Annotated in this window: 16 protein-coding genes; 8 read left to right on the top strand and 8 right to left on the bottom strand. The window is 59.7% G+C overall.

Translation table 11 applies throughout. From position 1 onward, the window contains the following. Positions 1-105: 105 nt before the first annotated feature. Positions 106-1,635, bottom strand: a complete 1,530-nt coding sequence (gene gpmI / locus QOL84_RS17625; RefSeq protein WP_283438011.1) for a 2,3-bisphosphoglycerate-independent phosphoglycerate mutase — start codon at positions 1,633-1,635, stop codon at positions 106-108. A gap of 153 nt (positions 1,636-1,788) precedes the next feature. Between gpmI and QOL84_RS17620 the strand changes: the two genes are divergently transcribed. The 3 genes from QOL84_RS17620 to secB are packed head-to-tail and all read left to right on the top strand — an operon-like array spanning position 1,789 to position 3,001. Then, positions 1,789-2,202 carry a rhodanese-like domain-containing protein gene (locus QOL84_RS17620; protein ID WP_008080560.1) on the top strand — a complete coding sequence of 138 codons (414 nt, stop codon included), beginning with the start codon at positions 1,789-1,791 and terminating at the stop codon, positions 2,200-2,202. A gap of 1 nt (position 2,203) precedes the next feature. Next, a complete protein-coding gene (gene grxC / locus QOL84_RS17615) occupies positions 2,204-2,458 on the top strand; it encodes a glutaredoxin 3 (RefSeq protein WP_025110925.1) in 255 nt (84 codons plus the stop codon). 57 nt (positions 2,459-2,515) lie between these two features. Beyond that, positions 2,516-3,001, top strand: coding sequence for a protein-export chaperone SecB (secB, locus tag QOL84_RS17610; RefSeq protein WP_007909233.1), 486 nt, complete (start codon positions 2,516-2,518; stop codon positions 2,999-3,001). Positions 3,002-3,182: 181 nt separating this feature from the next. Here the strand turns inward: secB and QOL84_RS17605 are convergent, their stop codons facing one another. After that, positions 3,183-3,638: a tRNA (cytidine(34)-2'-O)-methyltransferase gene (locus QOL84_RS17605; RefSeq protein ID WP_053116597.1), complete on the bottom strand. Its 456-nt coding sequence runs from the start codon at positions 3,636-3,638 to the stop codon at positions 3,183-3,185. Here QOL84_RS17605 and QOL84_RS17600 point away from each other — a divergent pair. Continuing rightward, positions 3,637-4,077: a hypothetical protein gene (locus tag QOL84_RS17600; protein ID WP_129387801.1), complete on the top strand. Its 441-nt coding sequence runs from the start codon at positions 3,637-3,639 to the stop codon at positions 4,075-4,077. The two genes, QOL84_RS17605 and QOL84_RS17600, sit on opposite strands and share 2 nt — an antisense overlap. Positions 4,078-4,683: 606 nt before the next feature. Here the strand turns inward: QOL84_RS17600 and ntrC are convergent. The 5 genes from ntrC to glnA form a co-directional block, all read right to left on the bottom strand. Next, a complete protein-coding gene (ntrC, locus tag QOL84_RS17595; RefSeq protein ID WP_007909238.1) occupies positions 4,684-6,120 on the bottom strand; it encodes a nitrogen regulation protein NR(I) in 1,437 nt (478 codons plus the stop codon). Then, on the bottom strand, positions 6,117-7,202 hold the full coding sequence (gene glnL / locus QOL84_RS17590) for a nitrogen regulation protein NR(II) (protein WP_283438010.1): 1,086 nt from the start codon (positions 7,200-7,202) through the stop codon (positions 6,117-6,119). The genes ntrC and glnL overlap by 4 nt, the downstream gene beginning before the upstream one ends. Before the next feature lie 231 nt (positions 7,203-7,433). Beyond that, positions 7,434-8,057 carry a DUF4124 domain-containing protein gene (locus QOL84_RS17585; protein ID WP_283438009.1) on the bottom strand — a complete coding sequence of 208 codons (624 nt, stop codon included), beginning with the start codon at positions 8,055-8,057 and terminating at the stop codon, positions 7,434-7,436. After that, positions 8,054-8,566, bottom strand: a complete 513-nt coding sequence (locus QOL84_RS17580; RefSeq protein WP_283438008.1) for a DUF4124 domain-containing protein — start codon at positions 8,564-8,566, stop codon at positions 8,054-8,056. Before QOL84_RS17580 ends, QOL84_RS17585 begins: the two co-directional genes overlap by 4 nt. 273 nt (positions 8,567-8,839) lie before the next feature. Next, entirely contained in the window at positions 8,840-10,246 is a 1,407-nt protein-coding gene (gene glnA / locus QOL84_RS17575; protein ID WP_008080570.1) for a type I glutamate--ammonia ligase, read from the bottom strand. Positions 10,247-10,574: 328 nt separating this feature from the next. Between glnA and thiI the strand changes: the two genes are divergently transcribed. Further along, positions 10,575-12,029: a tRNA uracil 4-sulfurtransferase ThiI gene (gene thiI / locus QOL84_RS17570; RefSeq protein WP_008080571.1), complete on the top strand. Its 1,455-nt coding sequence runs from the start codon at positions 10,575-10,577 to the stop codon at positions 12,027-12,029. Between the two features lie 139 nt (positions 12,030-12,168). Continuing rightward, positions 12,169-13,989 (top strand): translational GTPase TypA, encoded by a 1,821-nt coding sequence (gene typA / locus QOL84_RS17565; RefSeq protein WP_129387813.1) that lies wholly within the window; start codon positions 12,169-12,171, stop codon positions 13,987-13,989. Positions 13,990-14,299: 310 nt separating this feature from the next. On the opposite strand, the gene QOL84_RS17560 is transcribed toward typA, so the two are convergent. Beyond that, on the bottom strand, positions 14,300-14,737 hold the full coding sequence (locus QOL84_RS17560; protein WP_038359983.1) for a YkgJ family cysteine cluster protein: 438 nt from the start codon (positions 14,735-14,737) through the stop codon (positions 14,300-14,302). 260 nt (positions 14,738-14,997) lie between these two features. Between QOL84_RS17560 and QOL84_RS17555 the strand changes: the two genes are divergently transcribed. Then, complete coding sequence (locus tag QOL84_RS17555; RefSeq protein ID WP_283438007.1) at positions 14,998-17,448, top strand: glycogen/starch/alpha-glucan phosphorylase; 2,451 nt, start codon at positions 14,998-15,000, stop codon at positions 17,446-17,448. Positions 17,449-17,615: 167 nt separating this feature from the next. Next, on the top strand, positions 17,616-21,200 hold the full coding sequence (locus QOL84_RS17550) for a DUF2339 domain-containing protein (protein ID WP_283438006.1): 3,585 nt from the start codon (positions 17,616-17,618) through the stop codon (positions 21,198-21,200). Positions 21,201-21,205 lie beyond the last annotated feature (5 nt).

Below are 21,205 nucleotides of genomic sequence, written 5' to 3'. Positions count from 1 at the left end.
CTGCTCGCGATGGCCTGCTGACATCCAACAGAGTAGTTGACTGTCAGATGGCTATCGCGAGCAGGCTCACTCCTACAGGGTTTTGCGGTGTTTCGGCGATTGGGGTCAGACCAGAATCGAGGTGCCGGTCATTTCCGCCGGTTTCTCCAGACCCAGCAGCTTCAGCATGGTCGGCGCCACGTCCGCCAGCACGCCGCCTTCGCGCACTTTCAGATCACGCTTGCCGACGTAAATGAACGGCACCGGCTCGGTGGTGTGCGCGGTGTGCGCCTGGTGGGTTTCTTCATCGGCCATTTTTTCGACGTTGCCGTGGTCAGCGGTAATCAGCGCTTCGCCGCCGACTTTTTCCAGTGCTTCAACGATGCGGCCCACGCAGGTGTCGAGGCATTCAACCGCCTTCACCGCCGCGTCAAACACGCCGCTGTGGCCGACCATGTCGCCGTTGGCGTAGTTGACCACGATCACGTCGAAACGCTGGTTTTCAATGGCCTCGACGATGCGGTCGGTGACTTCCGGCGCGCTCATTTCCGGCTGCAAGTCGTAGGTAGCGACTTTCGGCGACGGGATCAGGATGCGCTCTTCGCCCGGGAACGGTTCTTCACGGCCGCCGGAGAAGAAGAAGGTCACGTGCGCGTATTTCTCGGTTTCAGCGATGCGCAGCTGGGTTTTGCCGTTCTTTGCCAGATAGTCGCCCAGCACGTTTTCCAGGCTGCCCGCGGCAAACGCCGACGGTGCCGGAATGCTTGCGGCATATTGGGTCAACATGACGAAACCGGTGAGTTTAGGCTGGCGTGCGCGTTCGAATTCCTTGAAGTCGTCCTCGACGAACACGCGGGTCAGCTCGCGGGCACGGTCGGCGCGGAAGTTCATGAATACCACAGCGTCGCCGTCCTCGACTTTCACCGGCTCGCCAATGGTCGTGGCTTTAACGAATTCGTCGCTTTCGCCACGAGCGTAAGCCGCGTCGAGACCTTCCTGCGCGGTGGCGGCGTTGAACTCGCTGTTGCCGTCGACGATCAGGTTGTAGGCCTGAGCGACACGATCCCAACGGTTGTCACGGTCCATCGCGAAGTACCGGCCGATGATGCTGGCGATGCGGCCCTTGCCGAGTGCCTGGAAGGTCGCATCGAGCAGTTCGATCGACGATGCAGCGCTTTTCGGCGGCGTGTCGCGGCCATCGAGGAAAGCGTGCAGGTAGATTTTTTCGGCGCCGCGCTTGAAGGCCAGTTCGGCCATGGCGATCAGGTGATCCTGATGGCTGTGTACGCCGCCATCGGACAACAGGCCCATGAAGTGCACGGCTTTACCAGCGGCCACGGCTTTATCCACAGCGGCGCAGATGGTCGGGTTCTCGAAGAATTCGCCATCGCGGATCGATTTGGTCACGCGCGTGAAGTCCTGATACACCACGCGGCCGGCGCCAAGGTTCATGTGGCCCACTTCGGAGTTGCCCATTTGGCCGTCCGGCAGGCCGACGTCCATGCCGCTGCCCGAGATCAAGCCGTTCGGCACGCTGGCCCACAGGCGATCAAGGACGGGCTTCTTCGCCGCAAAAACGGCATTGGATTCGGGGCTTTCGCTGTGACCGAAGCCGTCGAGAATCATCAGGACCAAAGGTTTAGGCGTAGTCGTCATGGAATCCACTCGTGGCTAATAAAGAAGAGGGCGATGGAAAAGGGAGTTGGAGTTTAAAGCTAAGTTCCGACCGCGTCACCGCCGGACGGGGTTTGGCCGACCATAGCGGCTGTGTATACTGGCCGACATTTTAACGCCCTGGAACCTCCTTCGATGGTTGCTCACCTGATTGAATTTGCCACTAACCACTACATTCTTGTCGGTATCTTCGTCGTACTGCTGGCTCTGCTGCTGGCGCACACGATGCAGGGCGGCGGTAAAAGCCTGAGCACCGGCGAGCTGACTGCACTGGTCAACAAAGACGCAGGCGTAGTGGTGGACATCCGTCCGGCCAAGGATTTCGCTGCCGGCCACATCGTTGGCGCGATCAACATTCCCCAGGACAAACTGGCTGCGCGCACCGCCGAGCTGGAAAAGCACAAGGCCAAGACCATCATTCTGGTCGATGCCCTCGGTCAGACCGCCGGCACCCACGCCCGCGAGCTGATGAAATCCGGCTTCACCGCCGCCAAGCTGTCCGGCGGGATTTCCAGCTGGAAAGGCGACAACCTGCCGCTGGTGAAGTGATATGAGCGAAGTCATCGTCTACTCCAGTGATTACTGCCCTTATTGCTCGCGAGCCAAGTACCTGCTCGAGAACAAAGGCGTGGCCTTCAAAGAGATCAAGGTCGATGGCAAGCCGCAGGTGCGTGCCGAAATGACCCAGAAAGCCGGGCGCACGTCCGTGCCGCAGATCTGGATCGGCAGTCAGCACATCGGTGGTTGTGATGATTTGTATGCCCTGGAGCGCGCCGGCAAGCTCGACGCGCTGCTCAAGGCCTGAACGGCTGCACCCACGTACAGCACTCCCTAAAAGACCCAAGATCGATAAGGATCTGAGATGACTGACCAACAGAACACTGCAGCCAGCGAAGAAGAAACCGCACCGCAATTCTCCTTGCAGCGCATCTATGTACGCGACCTGTCCTTCGAAGCCCCGAAAAGCCCGGCGATCTTCCGCCAGCAGTGGGATCCGGCTGTCGCGCTGGATCTGAACACTCGCCAGAAGGCTTTGGAAGGCGATTTCTACGAAGTCGTACTGACCCTGTCCGTTACCGTGAAAAACGGTGAAGAAGTGGCCTTCATCGCTGAAGTGCAGCAGGCCGGTATCTTCCTGATCAAGAACCTCGATGCGGCTTCGATGAGCCACACCTTGGGTGCGTTCTGCCCGAACATCCTGTTCCCGTACGCGCGTGAAACCCTGGACAGCCTGGTGACCCGCGGTTCGTTCCCGGCGCTGATGCTGGCTCCGGTGAACTTCGACGCCCTGTACGCGCAAGAATTGCAGCGCATGCAGGAAAGCGGCGAGACGCCAACCGTTCAATAAACGGTCCTGGCTACAACGAAAAAAGCGCCGTAACAGGCGCTTTTTTCTTGGGCTGAAATACTCCTGGTTGATCGTTCCTACGCTCCGCGTGGGAATGCCTCTGGGGACGCTCCGCGTCCAGTGACGCGGAGCGTCACGGGTTGCATTCCCACGCAGAGCGTGGGAACGATCAGGTGTGGTGTTACTTGAAGTCGTTCTGGCGCCAGGCTTCGTATACAGCGACGGCCACGGTGTTGGACAGGTTCAGGCTGCGGCAGCCTTCGCGCATCGGCAGACGCAGGCGCTGATCCGGTCCAAGGGCGTCGAGCACTTCCGGCGGCAAGCCACGGCTTTCCGGGCCGAAAATGAACGCATCACCCGGGACAAACGCCGCATCATGAAACGGCCGCGAACCCTTGGTGGTGAACGCATACACCCGAGGGTTGCCGATGCTCTCCAGGCAACTGGCGAGGTCTGCGTGACGTTGCAGCGTGGCATATTCGTGGTAATCGAGACCGGCACGGCGCAATCGCTTGTCGTCCATCTCGAAGCCCAGCGGTTCGATCAAATGCAGGTGGCAGCCGCTGTTGGCGCACAGCCTGATAACGTTGCCGGTATTCGGCGGAATTTCTGGTTGAAAAAGGATGACGTGAAACATGCACGGCTCCGAAGGTAAAGACGAGCGGCATTCTACGCCGCCTGTGGACAACCGTTCGAAACTATTCCCGCGAGTGGTCGGTTCGCTGGCGATTGTCGGCGTAATGATCGGCTTGATGATCGGCCGCCTGACCACGCCCGATCCGACCGTGCTGCAGCAAGTCGAGGTGACGGAACAGGGGCTGGTGGTGTGGTTCAACAACGAGCCCAAGCTGCACGGAGAAATCATCGACGGCACCGTGGCGCTGCTGTTTCAGGCTGAAGGCAAAGCGCAGAAAGGTCAGCTCAAGCTCAACGGCAAAGACCTGAACTGGCGGACGCGAGCGAGTGATGGTGGGTTGTTGCTGACGGTGCTGGCAGCGCGGCCGCTGCAGGGGGACTGGGCCGGCAGCAAGGTCGATGACCGCTGGCGACTGGAGATCCATCTCCGCGAGCAATAAAAGCGGGAATCCCTGACCTGCCTGTATCAGGGTTCCCAAAACGGTGTGGACTTCGCGTGACGCGTCGGTCCGGTGTAAAGAGGGAACCCCCGGCCTGCCTGTACCAAGGATCCCAAAAGGGTGGGCGCATCGCGTGGCGATCTGCGCCCGGTGTAAAGAGGGGAATCCCCGGCCTGCCTGTACCAAGGTCCCCGAAACGGGTGGTGAAACGAATCACCTGTGAGAGGTGTTGCAGGGGGCGTGCCAGGTTTTATTTTTTTGAAACAAAAATAGCTTTCGGAAACGCGAAAGCCCCGGAGTACGGGGCTTTCGCGTTTTAAAAGTTAAAGTTTTGCAGTGGTTTTGATTTGGGTAGTCAGCCGCTGGACATGCTCGATTGCGGGTCAAAGTGCCTTAAGGTGGTGCACGGCTGAATTGCCCTCACCCTAACCCTCTCCCAGAGGGAGAGGGGACTAACCGAGTTGTTATAAAGAACTGCGCCGACATGAAAGTCCGAGTCGAACACACATTTGGAAGCCACATGAATCGGCTCCCTCTCCCTCGGGAGAGGGCTGGGGTGAGGGGAGAGATCTTGCGTGCACATACGACCTCAAGCGAACGAGGTCTTTACCCCTCATCCCCCTCATCATCATCGCCACCATCAACCTTCATCCCCAATTCCTTGATCTTGCGCGTCAGGGTATTACGCCCCCAACCCAGCAACACCGCCGCATCACGCCGGCGCCCGGCGGTATGCTTCAACGCCGTCTCGATCATGATCCGCTCAAACGCCGGCACCGCGCTGTCGAGCAGGCTCGACTGACCACGCGCCAGAGCCTGATCGGCCCATTGACGCAGCGCCTGCTCCCAGTTGGTCACTGGCGCCGAATCCTGCGGCAGGTTCAGTAGCTCTGGCGGCAAGTCGCTGATGTGCACTTCGCGCCCGGACGCCATCACCGTGATCCAGCGGCAGGTGTTCTCCAGCTGACGCACGTTGCCGCCCCACGGCAGGTTCTTCAGGTATTCCTCGGTCTCGCTTTTCAGCAGCTTCGGCTCGACCGCCAGTTCCTGCGCGGCGCGGCTGAGGAAGTGTTTGGCCAGGGTCGGGATGTCTTCGCGACGATCCGACAGGCGCGGGATGTGGATGCGGATCACGTTGAGACGATGGAACAAGTCCTCACGGAATTTGCCCGCGTGCACCAGGGTTTCCAGATTCTGGTGCGTCGCGGCGATGATCCGTACGTCGACCTTGACCGGCACATGCCCGCCCACGCGATAGAACTCGCCATCCGCCAAAACTCGCAGCAAACGGGTTTGCGTATCTGCCGGCATGTCGCCGATTTCGTCGAGGAACAGCGTGCCGCCGTCAGCCTGCTCAAAACGGCCGCGACGCAGATTCGCCGCGCCGGTGAACGCGCCTTTCTCATGGCCGAACAGCTCGGACTCCATCAGATCCTTGGGGATCGCCGCCATGTTCAGCGCGATGAATGGCGAGGCCGCGCGCGGGCTGTGGCGGTGCAGGGCGTGGGCGACCAGCTCTTTACCAGTGCCGGATTCGCCGTTGATCAGCACGGTGATGTTGGAATGGCTCAAGCGGCCGATGGCGCGAAACACTTCCTGCATCGCCGGCGCTTCGCCGATGATTTCCGGGGTGCGGGTCAGTGCCGGCACAACTTCCAGGCCTTGCTGCTCTTGTGCGTGCTGATTGGCGCGCTTGACCAGCGATACCGCTTCATCAACGTCGAACGGCTTCGGCAGGTACTCGAAGGCGCCGCCCTGATAAGAGGCGACAGCGCTGTCCAGATCGGAATGAGCGGTCATGATGATGACCGGCAACCGTGGATGCTGTTCGCGAATCCGCGCCAGGAGGTCCAGACCGCTGGCACCGGGCATGCGGATGTCGGAGATGATCACATCAGGCTGCTGACGGGCCAGGCGACTCATCACGCCGTCGGCGCTGTCGAAGCTCTGGGTGGTCATACCTTCCTGCTGCAAGGCCTTTTCCAGTACCCAACGGATAGAACGGTCGTCATCGACGATCCACACGGTTTCACTACGGCTCATGTCGATGTGGCTCCTTGTTCCAGTGGCAGAAAGATCGAGAAGGTGGTGTGGCCTGGATGGCTGTCACACTCGATCAGGCCCTGGTGCTGGCTGATGATGTTCTGGGTAATGGCCAGGCCGAGCCCGGTACCGTCCGGGCGTCCGCTGACCATGGGAAAGAAAATGGTTTCCTGAAGTTCCGCCGGGATCCCCGGGCCGTTGTCGATGATCTCGATCTTGGTCACCAGGCGATGGCGGATGTGGCCGATGGTGAACTGGCGCATCGCGCGGGTGCGCAGGCTGATGCGGCCCAGGCGCAGCTCGTTCTGGCTGCTGATCGCCTGCATCGCGTTGCGCACGATGTTCAACACGGCTTGAATCATTTGCTCGCGATCAATCAATACGTCGGGAATGCTTGGGTCGTAATCGCGCACCAAGGTGATGCAGCCCTGACTTTCCGCTTCAACCAGTTGGCAGACGCGCTCCAGTACTTCGTGGACGTTGCACATCGCCAGCGACGGCAGCTTGTTCGAACCGAGCATGCGGTCGACCAGGTTACGCAGGCGGTCGGCCTCTTCAATGATCACGTTGGTGTAGTCGCGCAGGCTTTCTTCCGGCAACTCGCGAGCAAGCAATTGTGCAGCGCCGCGGATGCCGCCCAGCGGGTTCTTGATCTCGTGGGCGAGGCCGCGCACCAGCATCTTGCTGGTTTCCTGTTTGGACAGCTGCGCTTCTTCCTTGGTGATCCGCAGCAGGCGGTCACGCGGATGAACCTCAAGCAGGAGCAGGGTCGCGCCGTTGCTGAGAATCGGCGTCACCGCGTAGTCCACGGTCAGGGTCTGGCCGGTGAGGGCGGTGAGCATCGCTTCGCGTTTGGTGAACGGATGCGCCTGTTCCACGGCCTGGCGCAGGGAATTCAGTGCTTCGGTGGATTCGGTGAACAGCTCGCTGATGAACTGCCCATGGCTGCGCTGCCCGCTGATGGCGAGCAGCATCTCCGCCGCCGGGTTCATGTACTCGAGGCGCAATTCGGCGTCGAGCAGAATGGTAGCGGTGGTCAGGTTGTCGAGCAGCAAACGGTGGATTGCGTCGCTAATAGTCATCGGAGCCTCTTTTGGGGGCGGAGCGTGCGCAACAAGCAAGCGTCGGTAGCGGGAAAATGCAAAAACCAAACCAAGGCTCCGAAAAGAAGCGTTCATCGCCTGAAACAGGCGTTTGACGCTCGTTTGCGTGGCAGCCGATAAGCTCGAACGGGAAGTTTCGAACCAAAATGGGTTGGAATGTGGGTACGGTGCAGTCTATTGCACCAATATAGTGCGCAAAGCTGAACGGCGTTAGAAGAAACGCAGGAAGGGGTTTTTCGGCTCTTCGGGTTTGTCTTTCAAAGGGCATTCCGGGCGCACGCCGTAGTCTTCGGCGACGCAGGGTTTGACCTGGCGTTTCTGCGCGAGGGAAATGCGCAGCATGTGGAAGGGTTGGTTCGCCGTGCGTTCGACGATACGGTCCTCGGCATCGAGGATTTCCACCGAAAGGTTATGGCTGCCACGGTCGATATTGTTCAGCGGGAACACCGGTGTCAGGCCGGGTTCGCCGGTGGCCTGGCCGTCCAGCAACAGACGATAGCGATGACCTCTTTGCAGGCCCGGTTCGCTGGTGACGCTGACGATGATTTCGCCGGCGCTGCTGCGAATCGTGGCATCGGGTTCGGGCACCAGAATGCGCAGCATGTCGTAGTGGAACAGTGGTTGTTCCAAGGCTTTTTTCGCGGTGGTGATCGGCGCGGCGGCGGTGGGGTTTGCGGACATGCGATTGCTGGTGGCAATGGGTACTCGTTTGGCGTTGCCGCGCGGCTGGTCGGTGAACACCCGATTGCCTTGGGCGTCGGTGTAGGTGAACACCTCTGCCGAGGCTTGCAGCGTTGTCAGTGCCAACACAGCGATCAGCCACGCGGGGATCATGGCTTGTGCACTCGCTGCACGCTGAGGGGGACTGGCGGGCTCTGCTGGATGATCGTCTGCCCGTCAATCACCTGCACGGCGAGCCGATGTTCGCCGCGATCGATGTTCACCAGTTGCAGGATCGGCACGTTGCTCGGCTGACCGTAGGGCTCGTCATCCAAAACCAGCCTCAATTGATGCGGCGACTGCAGGCGGGGCTTGATCAGTACATTGACGGTGAAGGTGCCGTTGTTGGCGCGTAGGGCTTCTTCGTTGGGCAGGCCGGCCAGTTCAAGAATGTCGTAGGCGTTGCGCGCGGGCTGCCGATTATCGGTTTCGGGCGCGGGTGGTGCGCTGGGTGCTTGCGGTTCGACGCGATTGAGCGGCGGCAACTCCACCGGTTGCGCCTGCACTCCGTCCGGCGAGTGATCGCTGTACACCGTGTTGCCGTTGGCATCGGTGTACTTGTAGATCTGCGCGACGGCGGGCAGGGCGATCAGCAGCAGAATGTAGAGAAAGGTGCGACCCATGACATCGACCGGAATTGAAAACGATGGAGTGCAGCATAGGACAGACGCGGCGGTTGGCCCAACCCTGCACACATCCAGAGATCATTCAGACACCACAATCGATCGTTCCCACGTTCTGCGTGGGAATGATCAGCCAAAAGATCGCAGCCTTCGGCAGCTCCTACAGGGGTAGATGTAGGAGCTGCCGAAGGCTGCGATCTTTTGATCTGCAATAAAAAAGGCCTCCCGAAGGAGGCCTCTTTCACTCACGCCGAGAAACGCGGCGCTACCGGATCAGCAGCTGTAGTACAGCTCATATTCCAGTGGGTGTACGAAGGTGCGAACCTTGATTTCTTCTTCCGATTTCAGCGCGATGTAAGCGTCAATGAAGTCGTCGGAGAATACGCCGCCCTTGGTCAGGAACGCGCGGCCCTTGTCCAGCTCTTCCAGGGCTTCTTTCAGGCTGCCGCAAACTTGTGGAATCTCTTTCGCCTCTTCAGGCGGCAGGTCGTACAGGTTTTTGTCGGCAGCGTCGCCTGGGTGGATCTTGTTCTGGATACCGTCCAGGCCGGCCATCAGCAGTGCTGCGAAGGCCAGGTACGGGTTGGCAGCCGGATCCGGGAAGCGTGCTTCGATACGGCGGGCTTTCGGGCTCGACACGTAAGGAATACGGATCGAAGCGGAACGGTTGCGAGCCGAGTAGGCCAGCATTACCGGAGCTTCGAAGCCTGGTACCAGACGCTTGTAGGAGTTGGTCGCCGGGTTGGTGAAGCCGTTCAGGGCCTTACCGTGTTTGATGATGCCTCCGATGAAGTACAGAGCGGTATCGGACAGGCCGGCATAGCCTTCACCTGCGAAGGTGTTCTTGCCGTCCTTCCAGATCGACATGTGTACGTGCATGCCCGAACCGTTGTCGCCGTACAGTGGCTTCGGCATGAAGGTCGCGGTGCGGCCGTATGCATCAGCAACGTTGTGCACAACGTACTTCAGGGTTTGGGTTTCGTCGGCTTTCTTCACCAGGGTGTTGAACTTGACGCCGATTTCGTTCTGGCCGGCAGTCGCCACTTCGTGGTGGTGAACTTCGACGGTCAGGCCCATTTCTTCCAGCGCGTTGCACATGGAGGTACGGATTTCGTGGTCGTGGTCGAACGGTGGAACCGGGAAGTAGCCGCCTTTGACGCCTGGACGGTGACCCTTGTTGCCGCCTTCGATGTCCTGGTCGGACATCCACGAACCTTGTTCGGAGTAGATCTTGAACATCGAGCCGGAGATGTCCGACTTGAATTTTACCGAGTCAAAGATGAAGAATTCTGGCTCTGGACCGGCGAACACGGTGTCACCGATACCGGTGGCTTTCAGGTGTTCTTCGGCGCGCTTGGCGATCGCACGTGGGTCGCGATCGTAGCCTTGCATGCTCGAAGGTTCGATGATGTCGCACACCAGGATCAGGGTGGCGTCTTCGGTGAACGGGTCGAGAACGGCAGTTTCGTCAACCGGCATCAGGATCATGTCGGAGGCTTCGATGCCTTTCCAGCCAGCGATGGAGGAACCGTCGAACATCTTGCCGACTTCGAAGAAGTCGTCGTCCAAAGCATCGCGAGCCGGCATGGTCACGTGGTGCTGAGTGCCTTTGGTGTCCGTGAAGCGCAGATCAATCCACTTGACGTCATGATCTTTGATGAGTTGAACCGTCTTCGACATATGTCCTCCGGGTGGCTTCGGGCTTGGTAGTGGATGCCCTTGAATTTGGGTGATGCCGGCGCGAATACTCTGCCAAGGCAACCTGCCTCACAAGGGAGCAAATTGCATGCCAGTGCCCCAGCATGGGTTTTTTGCCCCAATTTCACGCTTATTAAGGTGCAAAGTGCCTGAATGCAGAAAATCTCGCCCTCTAATGTAGCGTCTCCGAGCAAAAATGACCCGTTTTGGTGCGCGCAAAACCTTCTGCACATTAACTGGTTAAACCTTGAGCAATTTCCGCTATAATCCGCGCCCCCCTTTTTCGGCTGGCCGTTCGCGCGCTGTTTTCATGAAACTAATCGTAAAAGTCTTCCCCGAGATCACCATCAAAAGCCGACCTGTCCGGACGAAATTCATCCGCCAGCTGGCCAAGAACATCCGCACCGTGCTCCGCGACCTGGACCCGGCCGTGGTGGTGAACGGTGTGTGGGACAATCTCGAGCTGGAAACCCGCATTACCGACGCCAAAGCCTTGAAAGAGATGGGTGAGCGCCTGACCTGCATGCCGGGCATCGCGCACTTCCTGCAGATCGACGAGTACCCGCTGGGCGATTTCGACGACATCACCGAGAAGTGCAAAGAGCACTACGGCGCTGCACTGGCCGGGAAGATTTTCTCGGTACGCTGCAAGCGTGCCGGCAAGCATACGTTCAGCTCGATGGACGTCGAAAAATACGTCGGCAGCAAGCTGCGCCGTGAGTGCGGTGCCGCCGGTATCGACCTGAAAGCGCCGGAAATCGAAGTCCGTATCGAAGTTCGCGACAAACGGTTGTTTGTGATCCACAGCCAGCACAACGGCATCGGCGGTTACCCGCTTGGTGCGTTGGAGCAGACGCTGGTATTGATGTCCGGCGGCTTTGACTCGACCGTTGCGGCTTACCAGATCATTCGTCGCGGCCTGATGACGCACTTCTGCTTCTTCAATCTGGGCGGTCGAGCCCACGAATTGGGCGTGATGGAAGTCGCGCATTTCATCTGGAAGAAGTACGGCAGCTCGCAACGCGTGCTATTTGTCAGTGTTCCGTTCGAAGAAGTGTTGGGCGAAATTCTCGGCAAAGTCGATAACAGTCATATGGGCGTCGTATTGAAGCGTATGATGTTGCGCGCGGCCTCCAACATCGCCGACCGCCTGCAGATCGAGGCGCTGGTCACCGGCGAGGCGATCTCCCAGGTGTCGAGCCAGACGCTGCCGAACCTGTCGGTGATCGACTGCGTGACCGACAAGCTGGTCCTGCGTCCGCTGATCGTGGCGCACAAGCAGGACATCATCGACACCGCCAACGAGATCGGCACCGCCGATTTCGCCCGGCACATGCCGGAATACTGCGGGGTCATTTCGGTCAATCCGAAGACCGCCGCCAAACGCGGTCGCGTTGAACACGAAGAGAAAGAATTCGACATGGCAGTCCTCGAGCGTGCGCTCGAAAACGCCAAACTGGTGCCGATCGATCGGGTGATCGACGAATTGGGCCAGGACGTACAGATTGAAGAAGTCAGCGAAGCACTGGCCGGCCAGATCGTGATCGACATCCGTCACCCGGATGCCGCCGAGGATGAGCCGCTGGAACTCGCTGGCGTAGAAGTACAGACGATGCCGTTCTACGCAGTGAACGCTCGTTTCAAGGAGCTGGATCCGACTCGCCAGTACCTGCTGTATTGCGACAAAGGCGTGATGAGTCGCCTGCATGCTCACCATTTGCTCAGTGAGGGGCATGCCAATGTGCGCGTTTATCGACCGAGCTAAGTGCCCGGGGCTGTTTGCCTGTGGCCTGCGTCACCGGCCCCCCGACACCGCCGTCAAGCTGTAACGGCCATGCCGGACACTACTGCTAATCGCTGCCAAGACTTGTCAGCAAACCGAATCCTCTGATCGAGATACACAAGTGATCGAAAATCTACGCAACATCGCCATCATTGCCCACGTTGACCATGGTAAAACCACCCTGGTAGACAAACTCCTGCGTCAATCCGGCACTCTGGAGCGCAACGAGCTCAACGACGAGCGCGTGATGGACTCCAACGACCAGGAAAAAGAGCGCGGTATTACCATTCTGGCGAAAAACACCGCCATCAACTGGAACGGCTACCACATCAACATCGTGGACACCCCGGGCCACGCCGACTTCGGCGGCGAAGTTGAACGCGTAATGTCGATGGTTGACTCCGTTCTGCTGCTGGTTGACGCTCAAGACGGCCCTATGCCGCAAACCCGTTTCGTGACCAAGAAGGCTTTCGAAGCCGGCCTGCGTCCAATCGTGGTAATCAACAAGGTTGACCGTCCAGGCGCGCGTCCGGACTGGGTTCTGGACCAGATCTTCGACCTGTTCGACAACCTCGGTGCTACCGAAGAACAACTGGACTTCCAGGTTGTTTACGCCTCGGCCCTGAACGGCATTGCCGGTCTTGATCACACCGACATGGCTGAAGACATGACCCCGCTGTACCAAGCGGTAGTCGACCACGTTCCGGCTCCGGCTGTTGACCGTGACGGCGCATTCCAGATGCAGATCTCCGCTCTGGACTACAACAGCTTCCTGGGTGTTATCGGCGTTGGCCGTATCGCTCGTGGCCGCGTCAAGCCGAACACCCCGGTTGTGGCTATCGGTGCCGACGGCAAGCGTCGCAACGGTCGTATCCTGAAACTGATGGGTCACCACGGTCTGCACCGCGTTGACGTTGAAGAAGCTGCAGCAGGCGATATCGTTTGCATCAGCGGTATGGACTCGCTGTTCATCTCCGACACCCTGTGCCACCCGGACACCGTCGAGGCGATGAAGCCTCTGACCGTTGACGAGCCAACCGTTTCGATGACCTTCCAGGTAAACGACTCGCCATTCTGCGGTAAAGAAGGCAAGTTCGTGACGTCCCGTAACATCAAGGACCGTCTGGACAAAGAGCTGCTGTACAACGTTGCACTGCGCGTTGAAGAAGGCGACACCGCTGACAAGTTCAAGGTTTCCGGCCGTGGTGAGCTGCACCTCTCGGTACTGATCGAAACCATGCGTCGCGAAGGCTTCGAAATCGCTCTGGGTCGTCCGGAAGTGATCATCCGTGAAGTTGACGGCGTCAAGCAGGAACCGTTTGAAAACGTGACCATCGACATCCCTGAAGAAGCTCAGGGCAAGGTCATGGAAGAGATGGGTCTGCGTAAAGGTGACCTGAGCAACATGGTGCCGGATGGCAAGGGCCGTGTTCGTCTGGAATACAACATCCCTGCTCGCGGTCTGATTGGTTTCCGTAACCAGTTCCTGACCCTGACCAACGGTGCTGGCATCCTGACCTCGATCTTCGATCGTTACGACACCGTCAAGTCGGGCCACATGTCCGGCCGTCAGAACGGCGTTCTGGTTTCGGTTGAAACCGGCAAGGCACTGACCTACTCGCTGGAAACCCTGCAGGCTCGTGGCAAACTGTTCGTAGAACACGGCCAGGAGATCTACAACGGTCAAATCGTTGGTCAGAACAGCCGCGACAACGACCTGGGCGTTAACCCTACCAAGGGTAAGAAGCTCGACAACATGCGTGCTTCGGGTAAAGACGAAACCATCGCTCTGGTTCCACCAGTGAAGTTCACTCTGGAACAGGCTCTGGAATACATCCAGGAAGACGAGCTGTGCGAAGTAACTCCTAAGTCCATCCGTCTTCGCAAGAAGATCCTGGACGAAAGCGAGCGTACCCGCGCTGCCAAGAAAGCCAAGAACTGAGTCATTAGTTCCGGCTGAATGAAAACGCCCCCGGTCGAGAGACCGGGGGCGTTTTTGTTTGTCTGGGGGAATGTGCAGATTGGGCCTTGAAGATCAAGAGCCCCTCACCCTAGCCCTCTCCCGGAGGGAGAGGGGACTGAATGGGGGATGCTCAGGGGATACATTGACTTGAAAGAATTCTGCTGAATCCAAAATCGATTTGGTGGGGCTCAACCGAATCCATATTCGACTGGGTGTTTCAGGTCGATGTATGGCGCCAGACACCTCGGTCGGCTTTCCCTCCGGGAGAGGGCTGGGTGAGGGTAAGCTTTTAAAACTTCTCGATCGCCCGGAAATTCTGTTCGCGCACCACTTCCTTCGGCTTGTACGCGCAATACCCCGGACGCGGCCCGATCTTCGGGTGATTGCGGCAGGTATCCGGGCGCTTGTCATAAATGGTGCACAGGCGGCTCTTACGATCCAGGTAGTAGCAATCGTTGTTGCTCATGCGCTGCAGGGTGAAGATGCCCGACTTCTGGTTGAAACGCTCGACCAGGCCTTCCTTCTGCAAACGCTTGGCGATGTTCTTCGGCGGGTCACCGAGTTCGAATTCGTCGACCACACCGATGCGCACCAGATCCTTGATCTTCACCTCAACCGGCAGCGTGCAGCAGCTGGATACGCAGGAACCGCACATCGGGGCTGAGTATTTTGCCCACGTATCGAGACGATCGATCTCGGCGGCAGCAATCAGGTTGGGCTTCATCATCGGGAGTTACCAGGCGTGTGTGCATCAGGGCGCGCGATCATACCGGGACTGGTGGATTTTTGAACAACCTTTCGCCAGATTTTTTCTGCGTGCAGGCACATTGCCGGACAATTCGGCACGGCCCCTGCATTCATTAGCTCACTCGACAAGGTAATGCCGGGCTATCTCACAGTCTCGGGAAAAACTGCCGAACCAGAGCCGCTACCGTCGGTCAGACCGTCTAGGCTCAGACAATTCCCCGCTCGCTCGAGGTCCTATCGATGACTCAAGAACCACTAGTTCGCGAAGCAGAGGTGGCCGCATTCCGCGACGCCGTCCTGACCAAACTCACCTACGCGGTGGGCAAAGACCCCGATCACGCCTTCGACCATGACTGGTTCGAAGCCATCGCACTGGCCGCGCGTGATCACATGGTCGAACACTGGATGGACCACACCCGGCAGATCTACCGCAAAGGCCAGAAGCGGGTGTATTACCTCTCGCTGGAATTCCTTATCGGCCGTTTGCTCTACGACAGCCTGAGCAACCTCGGCCTGCTCGACGTTGCCCGTGAAGCGCTGACCGAACTCGGTGTCGATCTGGAGCGCATCCGATTGCTGGAGCCCGATGCGGCGCTTGGCAACGGCGGCCTTGGTCGCTTGGCCGCATGCTTCATGGAAAGCATGTCGACCCTCGGCATCGCCGGCCACGGTTATGGCATTCGTTATGAACACGGTTTGTTCCGCCAGGCCATTGTCGATGGCTGGCAGCAGGAGCAGACCGAACACTGGCTGGATTTCGGCAACCCATGGGAGTTCGAACGGCCGGAAGTCGTCTACTCCATCGGCTTCGGCGGCAGCGTTGAAACCGTCACCGATGTCAGCGGCAAATCCAAACAAGTCTGGTCGCCGGCAGAAACCGTCCGCGCGATTGCCTACGATACGCCGGTGGTCGGCTGGCGCGGGGCGAGCGTCAACACCTTGCGTCTGTGGCGTGCCCGCGCCATGGAAGATTTGCACCTTGAGCGCTTCAACGCCGGTGACCACTTGGGCGCGGTCGCCGAAGTGGCGCGCGCCGAAAGTATCTCCCGCGTGCTTTACCCGGCGGACAGCACCGAAGCGGGGCAAGAGCTGCGCCTGCGACAGGAATACTTCTTCGTCGCCGCCTCCCTGCAGGACTTGCTCCGTCGTCACCGCAACATGCACACCTCGGTGCTGACCCTCGGCGATCATGCGGCGATCCAGCTCAACGATACTCACCCCTCGATTGCTGTCGCCGAATTGATGCGTCAATTGGTCGATGTCTACGACGTGGCGTGGGATGCGGCGTGGCAAGTGACCGTCGACACGCTGTCGTACACCAACCACACGCTGTTGCCGGAAGCGCTGGAAACCTGGCCGGTGGGTCTGATGGAACGCATGCTGCCGCGACACATGCAGATCATTTACCTGATCAACGCACAGCACATCGATTCGCTGCGGGCCAAGGGCATTCACGATTTCGACGTGCTGCGCGCGGTGTCGCTGATTGAAGAAGACAACGGTCGCCGGGTGCGTATGGGCAACCTCGCGTTCCTTGGTTCGCACAGCGTCAACGGCGTGTCCGGATTGCACACGCAACTGATGCGCAAAACCGTGTTCGCCGAACTGCACAAGCTGTATCCAGAGCGGATCAACAACAAAACCAACGGCATTACCTTCCGCCGCTGGCTGTATCAGGCCAACCCGGAATTGACCTCGATGCTGGTCGATGCACTGGGCCCGGACCTACTCGATAACGCGGAAGAACGTTTGATCGACCTAGAGCCTTTTGCCGAGAAAACCGCGTTCCGCAAAGCCTTCGCCGAACAGCGCCTGCACAGCAAAAAAGCCTTGGCCTATCTGATTCACGAACGGCTGGGCATTGCGGTCAACCCGGCGGCGATGTTCGATGTGCAGGTCAAACGGATTCACGAATACAAACGCCAGTTGCTCAACCTGCTACACACCGTGGCGCTGTATCAGGCAATTCGCGCCGAGCCGGAAGTCGACTGGGTGCCACGGGTGAAAATCTTCGCCGGTAAAGCGGCGGCGAGTTATCACCAGGCCAAACTGATCATCAAGTTGAGCAATGACATCGCCCGCGTCGTGAACAACGACCCGACGGTGCGCGGCTTGTTGAAAGTGGTGTTTCTGCCCAACTACAACGTCAGCCTGGCGGAGAGCATCATTCCGGCGGCGGACTTGTCCGAGCAGATCTCCACCGCCGGATTCGAGGCTTCGGGCACCAGTAACATGAAGTTCGGCCTTAACGGTGCGTTGACCATCGGCACGCTGGACGGCGCCAACGTGGAAATGGCTGAGCGTATCGGCGTTGAACACATGTTCATCTTTGGCCTCAGTGCGCAGCAAGTGGAAGCGCGCAAACAGAATCACGAGTTCAGCGCCTTGCCAGACATTGCCGCCTCCCATCGATTGAACGATGTATTGCAGGCGATTCGCGGCGGGGTGTTCTCGCCGGATGACACCTCGCGTTATACCGGTCTGATCGATTCGCTGGTGGATTACGACCGCTTTCTGGTCTGTGCTGACTTCGATTCCTACTGGGAAGCGCAGAAGCGCGTTGAAGCGCACTGGCACGACGCCAATAACTGGTGGCGTTCGGCAGTACTCAACACGGCGCGGATGGGCTGGTTCTCCTCGGACCGGACGATTCGCGAGTACGCCACGGATATCTGGAAAGCGCTGGAGTAACTTTTCGCTCGGCTCGATATAATCGCGCGCCGGAAAAGATCGCAGCCTTCGGCAGCTCCTACACAGGTGTTCGCATAACCCTGTAGGAGCTGCCGCAGGCTGCGATCTTTTTGGGTCAGGCTGCGCTAATCTTCCCGGATTGGCCTTCGCGCTTAGGGATATCGACCATGCAATGGATGTTCATGTTGATCGGGCTGGTGCTCGGCTGGCTGCTCGACGAGTCGTTCAGCGATGCGCTGTTGGGCGCGTTGCTGGGGCTGGCGATCGGGCAGACGATCCGTATCGCGCGGCTTGGCTCGCAGATGGCGGAGCAGCAACGACAATTCGAACAGGCGAAGGAAGCCCTGCAGGGCGTCGCGCAGCGTCTGTTTGTGCTGGAAGGTTCGCCTTCTCATGCGGTGCCTTCGCCGAGTACGGCGCCGGTTACCGAGCCAGTCGCCGAACCGTCCAAAGCCGTCGAAGAGGCCCCAGCCGCCGAATTGGTCTGGGAGCTGCCACCTGAACTTGAACCGATTTCCGCCGTCGCCAGCGAAACCAGCCAACCGCTGCCTGCCGATGTCTGGCGCCTCGACGCTGTTACCCCTGAACCCTCGATTCCCGACGAACCGCGTCGCCCGAACTTCATCGAACGCGGCATCAGCGCTGCGCGCAACTGGCTGTTTGGCGGCAACACCGTGCTGCGTGTCGGCGTGGTGTTGCTGTTCTTTGGGCTGGCGTTTCTGCTGCGCTACGCCACTGAAGGCATGGTCGTGCCGATCGAATTGCGTTACGCCGGTGTAGCGGCCGCAGCCCTGGCGTTGCTCGCGCTGGGCTGGTGGCTGCGGCAGCGCAACAGCAGTTATGCGCTGATGCTGCAAGGCACCGGGATTGCGGTGCTGTACCTGACGGTGTTTGCGGCGATGCGCCTGCATCCGTTGCTCGATCCCTCTGCCGCGCTGGGCTTGCTGGTCGCGGTGACGGTGTTCTCGGCGATTCTCGCCATCACCCAGGACTCGCTTGCGTTGGCGGCGGTGGCCGCATTGGGCGGATTCGCCGCACCGATCCTCACTTCGACCGGTGCCGGCAACCACGTCGCGCTGTTCAGTTATTTCGCCTTGCTCAATGCCGGTATCCTCGCGATTGCCTGGTTCAAGGCCTGGCGTCTGCTCAACCTGATCGGTTTCGTCGGCACCTTCGGCATCGGTTTCGCCTGGGGCCTGCGTTCGTATGCACCAGAGTTGCTGTGGAGCACCGAGCCGTTTCTGATTCTGTTTTTCCTGATGTACCTCGCCATCGGCCTGTTGTTCGCTCGACGCAAACTGCTCGACATACCCGACGCCCCGGCGAATGGCGACCGTGAGGCACTGCTGCACTGGTCGGCGCGCAAGGGCGATTACGTCGACGGCACCCTGTTGTTCGGCCCGCCGATTATTGGCTTCGGTTTGCAGTTCGCGCTGGTGCAGCATCTGGAATTTGCCGCCGCGTTCAGTGCGCTCGCGCTGGGCATGATCTACATGGCGCTGGCCAAGGTGTTGATGGGCGGTCGCGCGCTGCTTCTGGGTGAAACCTGTCTCGCGCTCGGGGTGATTTTCGCCAGTCTGGCGATTCCGCTGGGGCTGGATGCACGCTGGACGTCGGCGGCGTGGGCGGTGGAAGGCGCGGGGATTCTCTGGCTCGGTTTGCGTCAGCAGCGGCCGTTCGCCCGGGCGTTCGCCTTGCTGCTGCAACTGGGCTCGGCATTGGCGTTCCTCAGTCAATTGCGCGTCGGCGAAAGCAGTTTGCTCGACGGTGCTGCGCTGGGTGCACTGATGCTTGGCGTCGCGTTGCTGTTCAGTTTCTACCAGGTGCGCAAAGCTGCGCCGCAACAGACCTCGCCATGGGAGCGCCAAGGTTTGCCGGTGTTGGCGGGCTTGGGCCTGACCTTCCTTTACCTGCTGGCGCCGCTGTTTTTCTTCACGCAAGGCACGGCGATCAGTTGGGCGCTGGCCGGGTTGGCGACATTGTTTGTCGGCCTGCGGATTCAGTCGCGCACGTTCCTGTTCAGCGCATTTGCCGTGCAGTTGCTGGGCGGCGCGTTGTTCCTGTTGCGTCTGCAAGGCGCGGGGCAGGATTCGGCAGCGGTGTTCAGCGCCGGCTGGAGCGGTTTGCTCAGTGCTTCGTTGATCGGTCTGGCGTTGATCGCCGGCATGCTGCTGGCGGCGCGCGATGAAATGGTGCGCAACGACGTGCGCCTGTTGCGCGGTCTGTCGGTGGTGCTGCTGGCCGGTCTGGTGCTGATCAATCTGGCGGTGCTGTTCGTGCTGCCGTGGCAAACCGCGAGCGCGGTGTGGGCGGCGAGTGGTCTGCTGATCATCTGGCTGAGCCTGTACCTCAAGCAGCGTGTGAGTTTTGTCTTCGGTCTGCTGTTGCAGGTGATTGGCGGCGCGGCGTTTTTGTTTGCCGGTCCCGAGCTTCTCGGGCCGTTGTCCAGCGAAGGTCTGAAACCGTTGGCGCATGGCGGATTCTGGACGCCGCTGGTGTTGGGTCTGGCGGCAATGATCGGAGCGTGGCGCCTGCAACTGGGCAATCACGCCTCGGCATTTGATGCGTTGAGTTTGCAGCGCCTGTCCGAAGTGTTACTGGTGTGGGGCGCCGGTTGGTGGACGCTGGCGTGGGTGAGTGAAGTACTGCGTTTTGCCTCGCCTAATCTGCAAGGCACGTTATTGCTGCTGGTGGCCGCTGTGAGCGTGGCGCTGTGGACGCTGCTGTCGCTACGCCTGAAATGGCCGGCGCTGGGATTGCTCTGCACGTTGCTGATTCCGGCGGCTGGATTGATCCTGATCGGCGCGTGGCATTCGCGTTATCACCCGGCGGCGGATTTCGGTTGGCTGGCGTGGGCGGCGGTATTCGCCGTGCATTTCTTCAGTCTGCGACGCTTGGCGCCGATGTTGCCCGCGCGGGCCTTGAGCACGGCGCATGTACTCGGCTGCTGGCTGCTGATCGGCGTGCTGGCGCTGGAATTGCGTTACGGCCTGCTGCTGTTGTCCGAGCAATACAACGCTTGGCGCTGGCTGGGTTGGGCGATTCTGCCGAGTCTGTATCTGCTGCTGGCGGCGGCCCCGCGCACCTGGCCGTGGCCAGTTGCTGCGTTTGCCCGCGAGTACCGCTTCTACGCCGCCGTGCCGTTGGCGGTGCTGATGCTCGCGTGGTTCTGGCTGGCGAATGGCGTCAGCGATGGCAACGCCGAACCGTTGCCGTACGTGCCGCTGCTTAACCCGTTGGAGTTGGGCTTGCTGTTCGCACTGTTCGGCGTTTACGTGTGGTCGCGCAGTGCGATTTCGCAATTGTCGATTCGTCAGGACTATGCCGATTACGCCACGCAACTGATCGCCGGGGTTTCGTTGTTCGCCTTCTGTACTGCGCTGGTCACCCGCGCCGCGCACCATTGGGCGGGGATTCCGTTCGAACTGGATACGCTGCTCGCCTCGATGCTGGTGCAGGCCGGGTTGTCGATCGTCTGGACGCTAATGGCGCTCGGGCTGATGATCGGCGGACATCTGCGCCATCGCCGCGAAGTCTGGCTGATCGGCGCAGCGCTGATTGCGCTGGTGGTGGCCAAACTGATTTTTGTCGAACTGAGCAACCGTGGCGGCCTCGCCCGGATCGTCTCGTTTATCGGCGTTGGCGTGTTGCTGCTGGTGGTCGGTTATTTCGCGCCACTGCCGCCCAAACGCGTCGAGGCTGAGCCGGTGGCGGACAAACCGGCCCCGGACACCGAAGGAGTTTCATCTTGAGTCGC

The organism is Pseudomonas helmanticensis (genome assembly GCF_900182985.1).
Classification (GTDB): Bacteria; Pseudomonadota; Gammaproteobacteria; order Pseudomonadales; family Pseudomonadaceae; genus Aquipseudomonas; species Aquipseudomonas helmanticensis.
This window is presented reverse-complemented; position numbering and strand designations above follow the sequence as displayed.

Bases quoted from the DNA above. Each gene is read 5' to 3' on its own strand.
- glnL (WP_283438010.1), bottom strand. From the start codon at position 7,202: ATGACTATTAGCGACGCAATCCACCGTTTGCTGCTCGACAACCTGACC.
- QOL84_RS17605 (WP_053116597.1), bottom strand. From the start codon at position 3,638: ATGTTTCACGTCATCCTTTTTCAACCAGAAATTCCGCCGAATACCGGC.
- QOL84_RS17580 (WP_283438008.1), bottom strand. From the start codon at position 8,566: ATGGGTCGCACCTTTCTCTACATTCTGCTGCTGATCGCCCTGCCCGCC.
- ntrC (WP_007909238.1), bottom strand. From the start codon at position 6,120: ATGAGCCGTAGTGAAACCGTGTGGATCGTCGATGACGACCGTTCTATC.
- QOL84_RS17620 (WP_008080560.1), top strand. From the start codon at position 1,789: ATGGTTGCTCACCTGATTGAATTTGCCACTAACCACTACATTCTTGTC.
- QOL84_RS17550 (WP_283438006.1), top strand. From the start codon at position 17,616: ATGCAATGGATGTTCATGTTGATCGGGCTGGTGCTCGGCTGGCTGCTC.
- secB (WP_007909233.1), top strand. From the start codon at position 2,516: ATGACTGACCAACAGAACACTGCAGCCAGCGAAGAAGAAACCGCACCG.
- QOL84_RS17585 (WP_283438009.1), bottom strand. From the start codon at position 8,057: ATGATCCCCGCGTGGCTGATCGCTGTGTTGGCACTGACAACGCTGCAA.
- QOL84_RS17600 (WP_129387801.1), top strand. From the start codon at position 3,637: ATGCACGGCTCCGAAGGTAAAGACGAGCGGCATTCTACGCCGCCTGTG.
- glnA (WP_008080570.1), bottom strand. From the start codon at position 10,246: ATGTCGAAGACGGTTCAACTCATCAAAGATCATGACGTCAAGTGGATT.
- QOL84_RS17560 (WP_038359983.1), bottom strand. From the start codon at position 14,737: ATGATGAAGCCCAACCTGATTGCTGCCGCCGAGATCGATCGTCTCGAT.
- grxC (WP_025110925.1), top strand. From the start codon at position 2,204: ATGAGCGAAGTCATCGTCTACTCCAGTGATTACTGCCCTTATTGCTCG.
- thiI (WP_008080571.1), top strand. From the start codon at position 10,575: ATGAAACTAATCGTAAAAGTCTTCCCCGAGATCACCATCAAAAGCCGA.
- gpmI (WP_283438011.1), bottom strand. From the start codon at position 1,635: ATGACGACTACGCCTAAACCTTTGGTCCTGATGATTCTCGACGGCTTC.
- QOL84_RS17555 (WP_283438007.1), top strand. From the start codon at position 14,998: ATGACTCAAGAACCACTAGTTCGCGAAGCAGAGGTGGCCGCATTCCGC.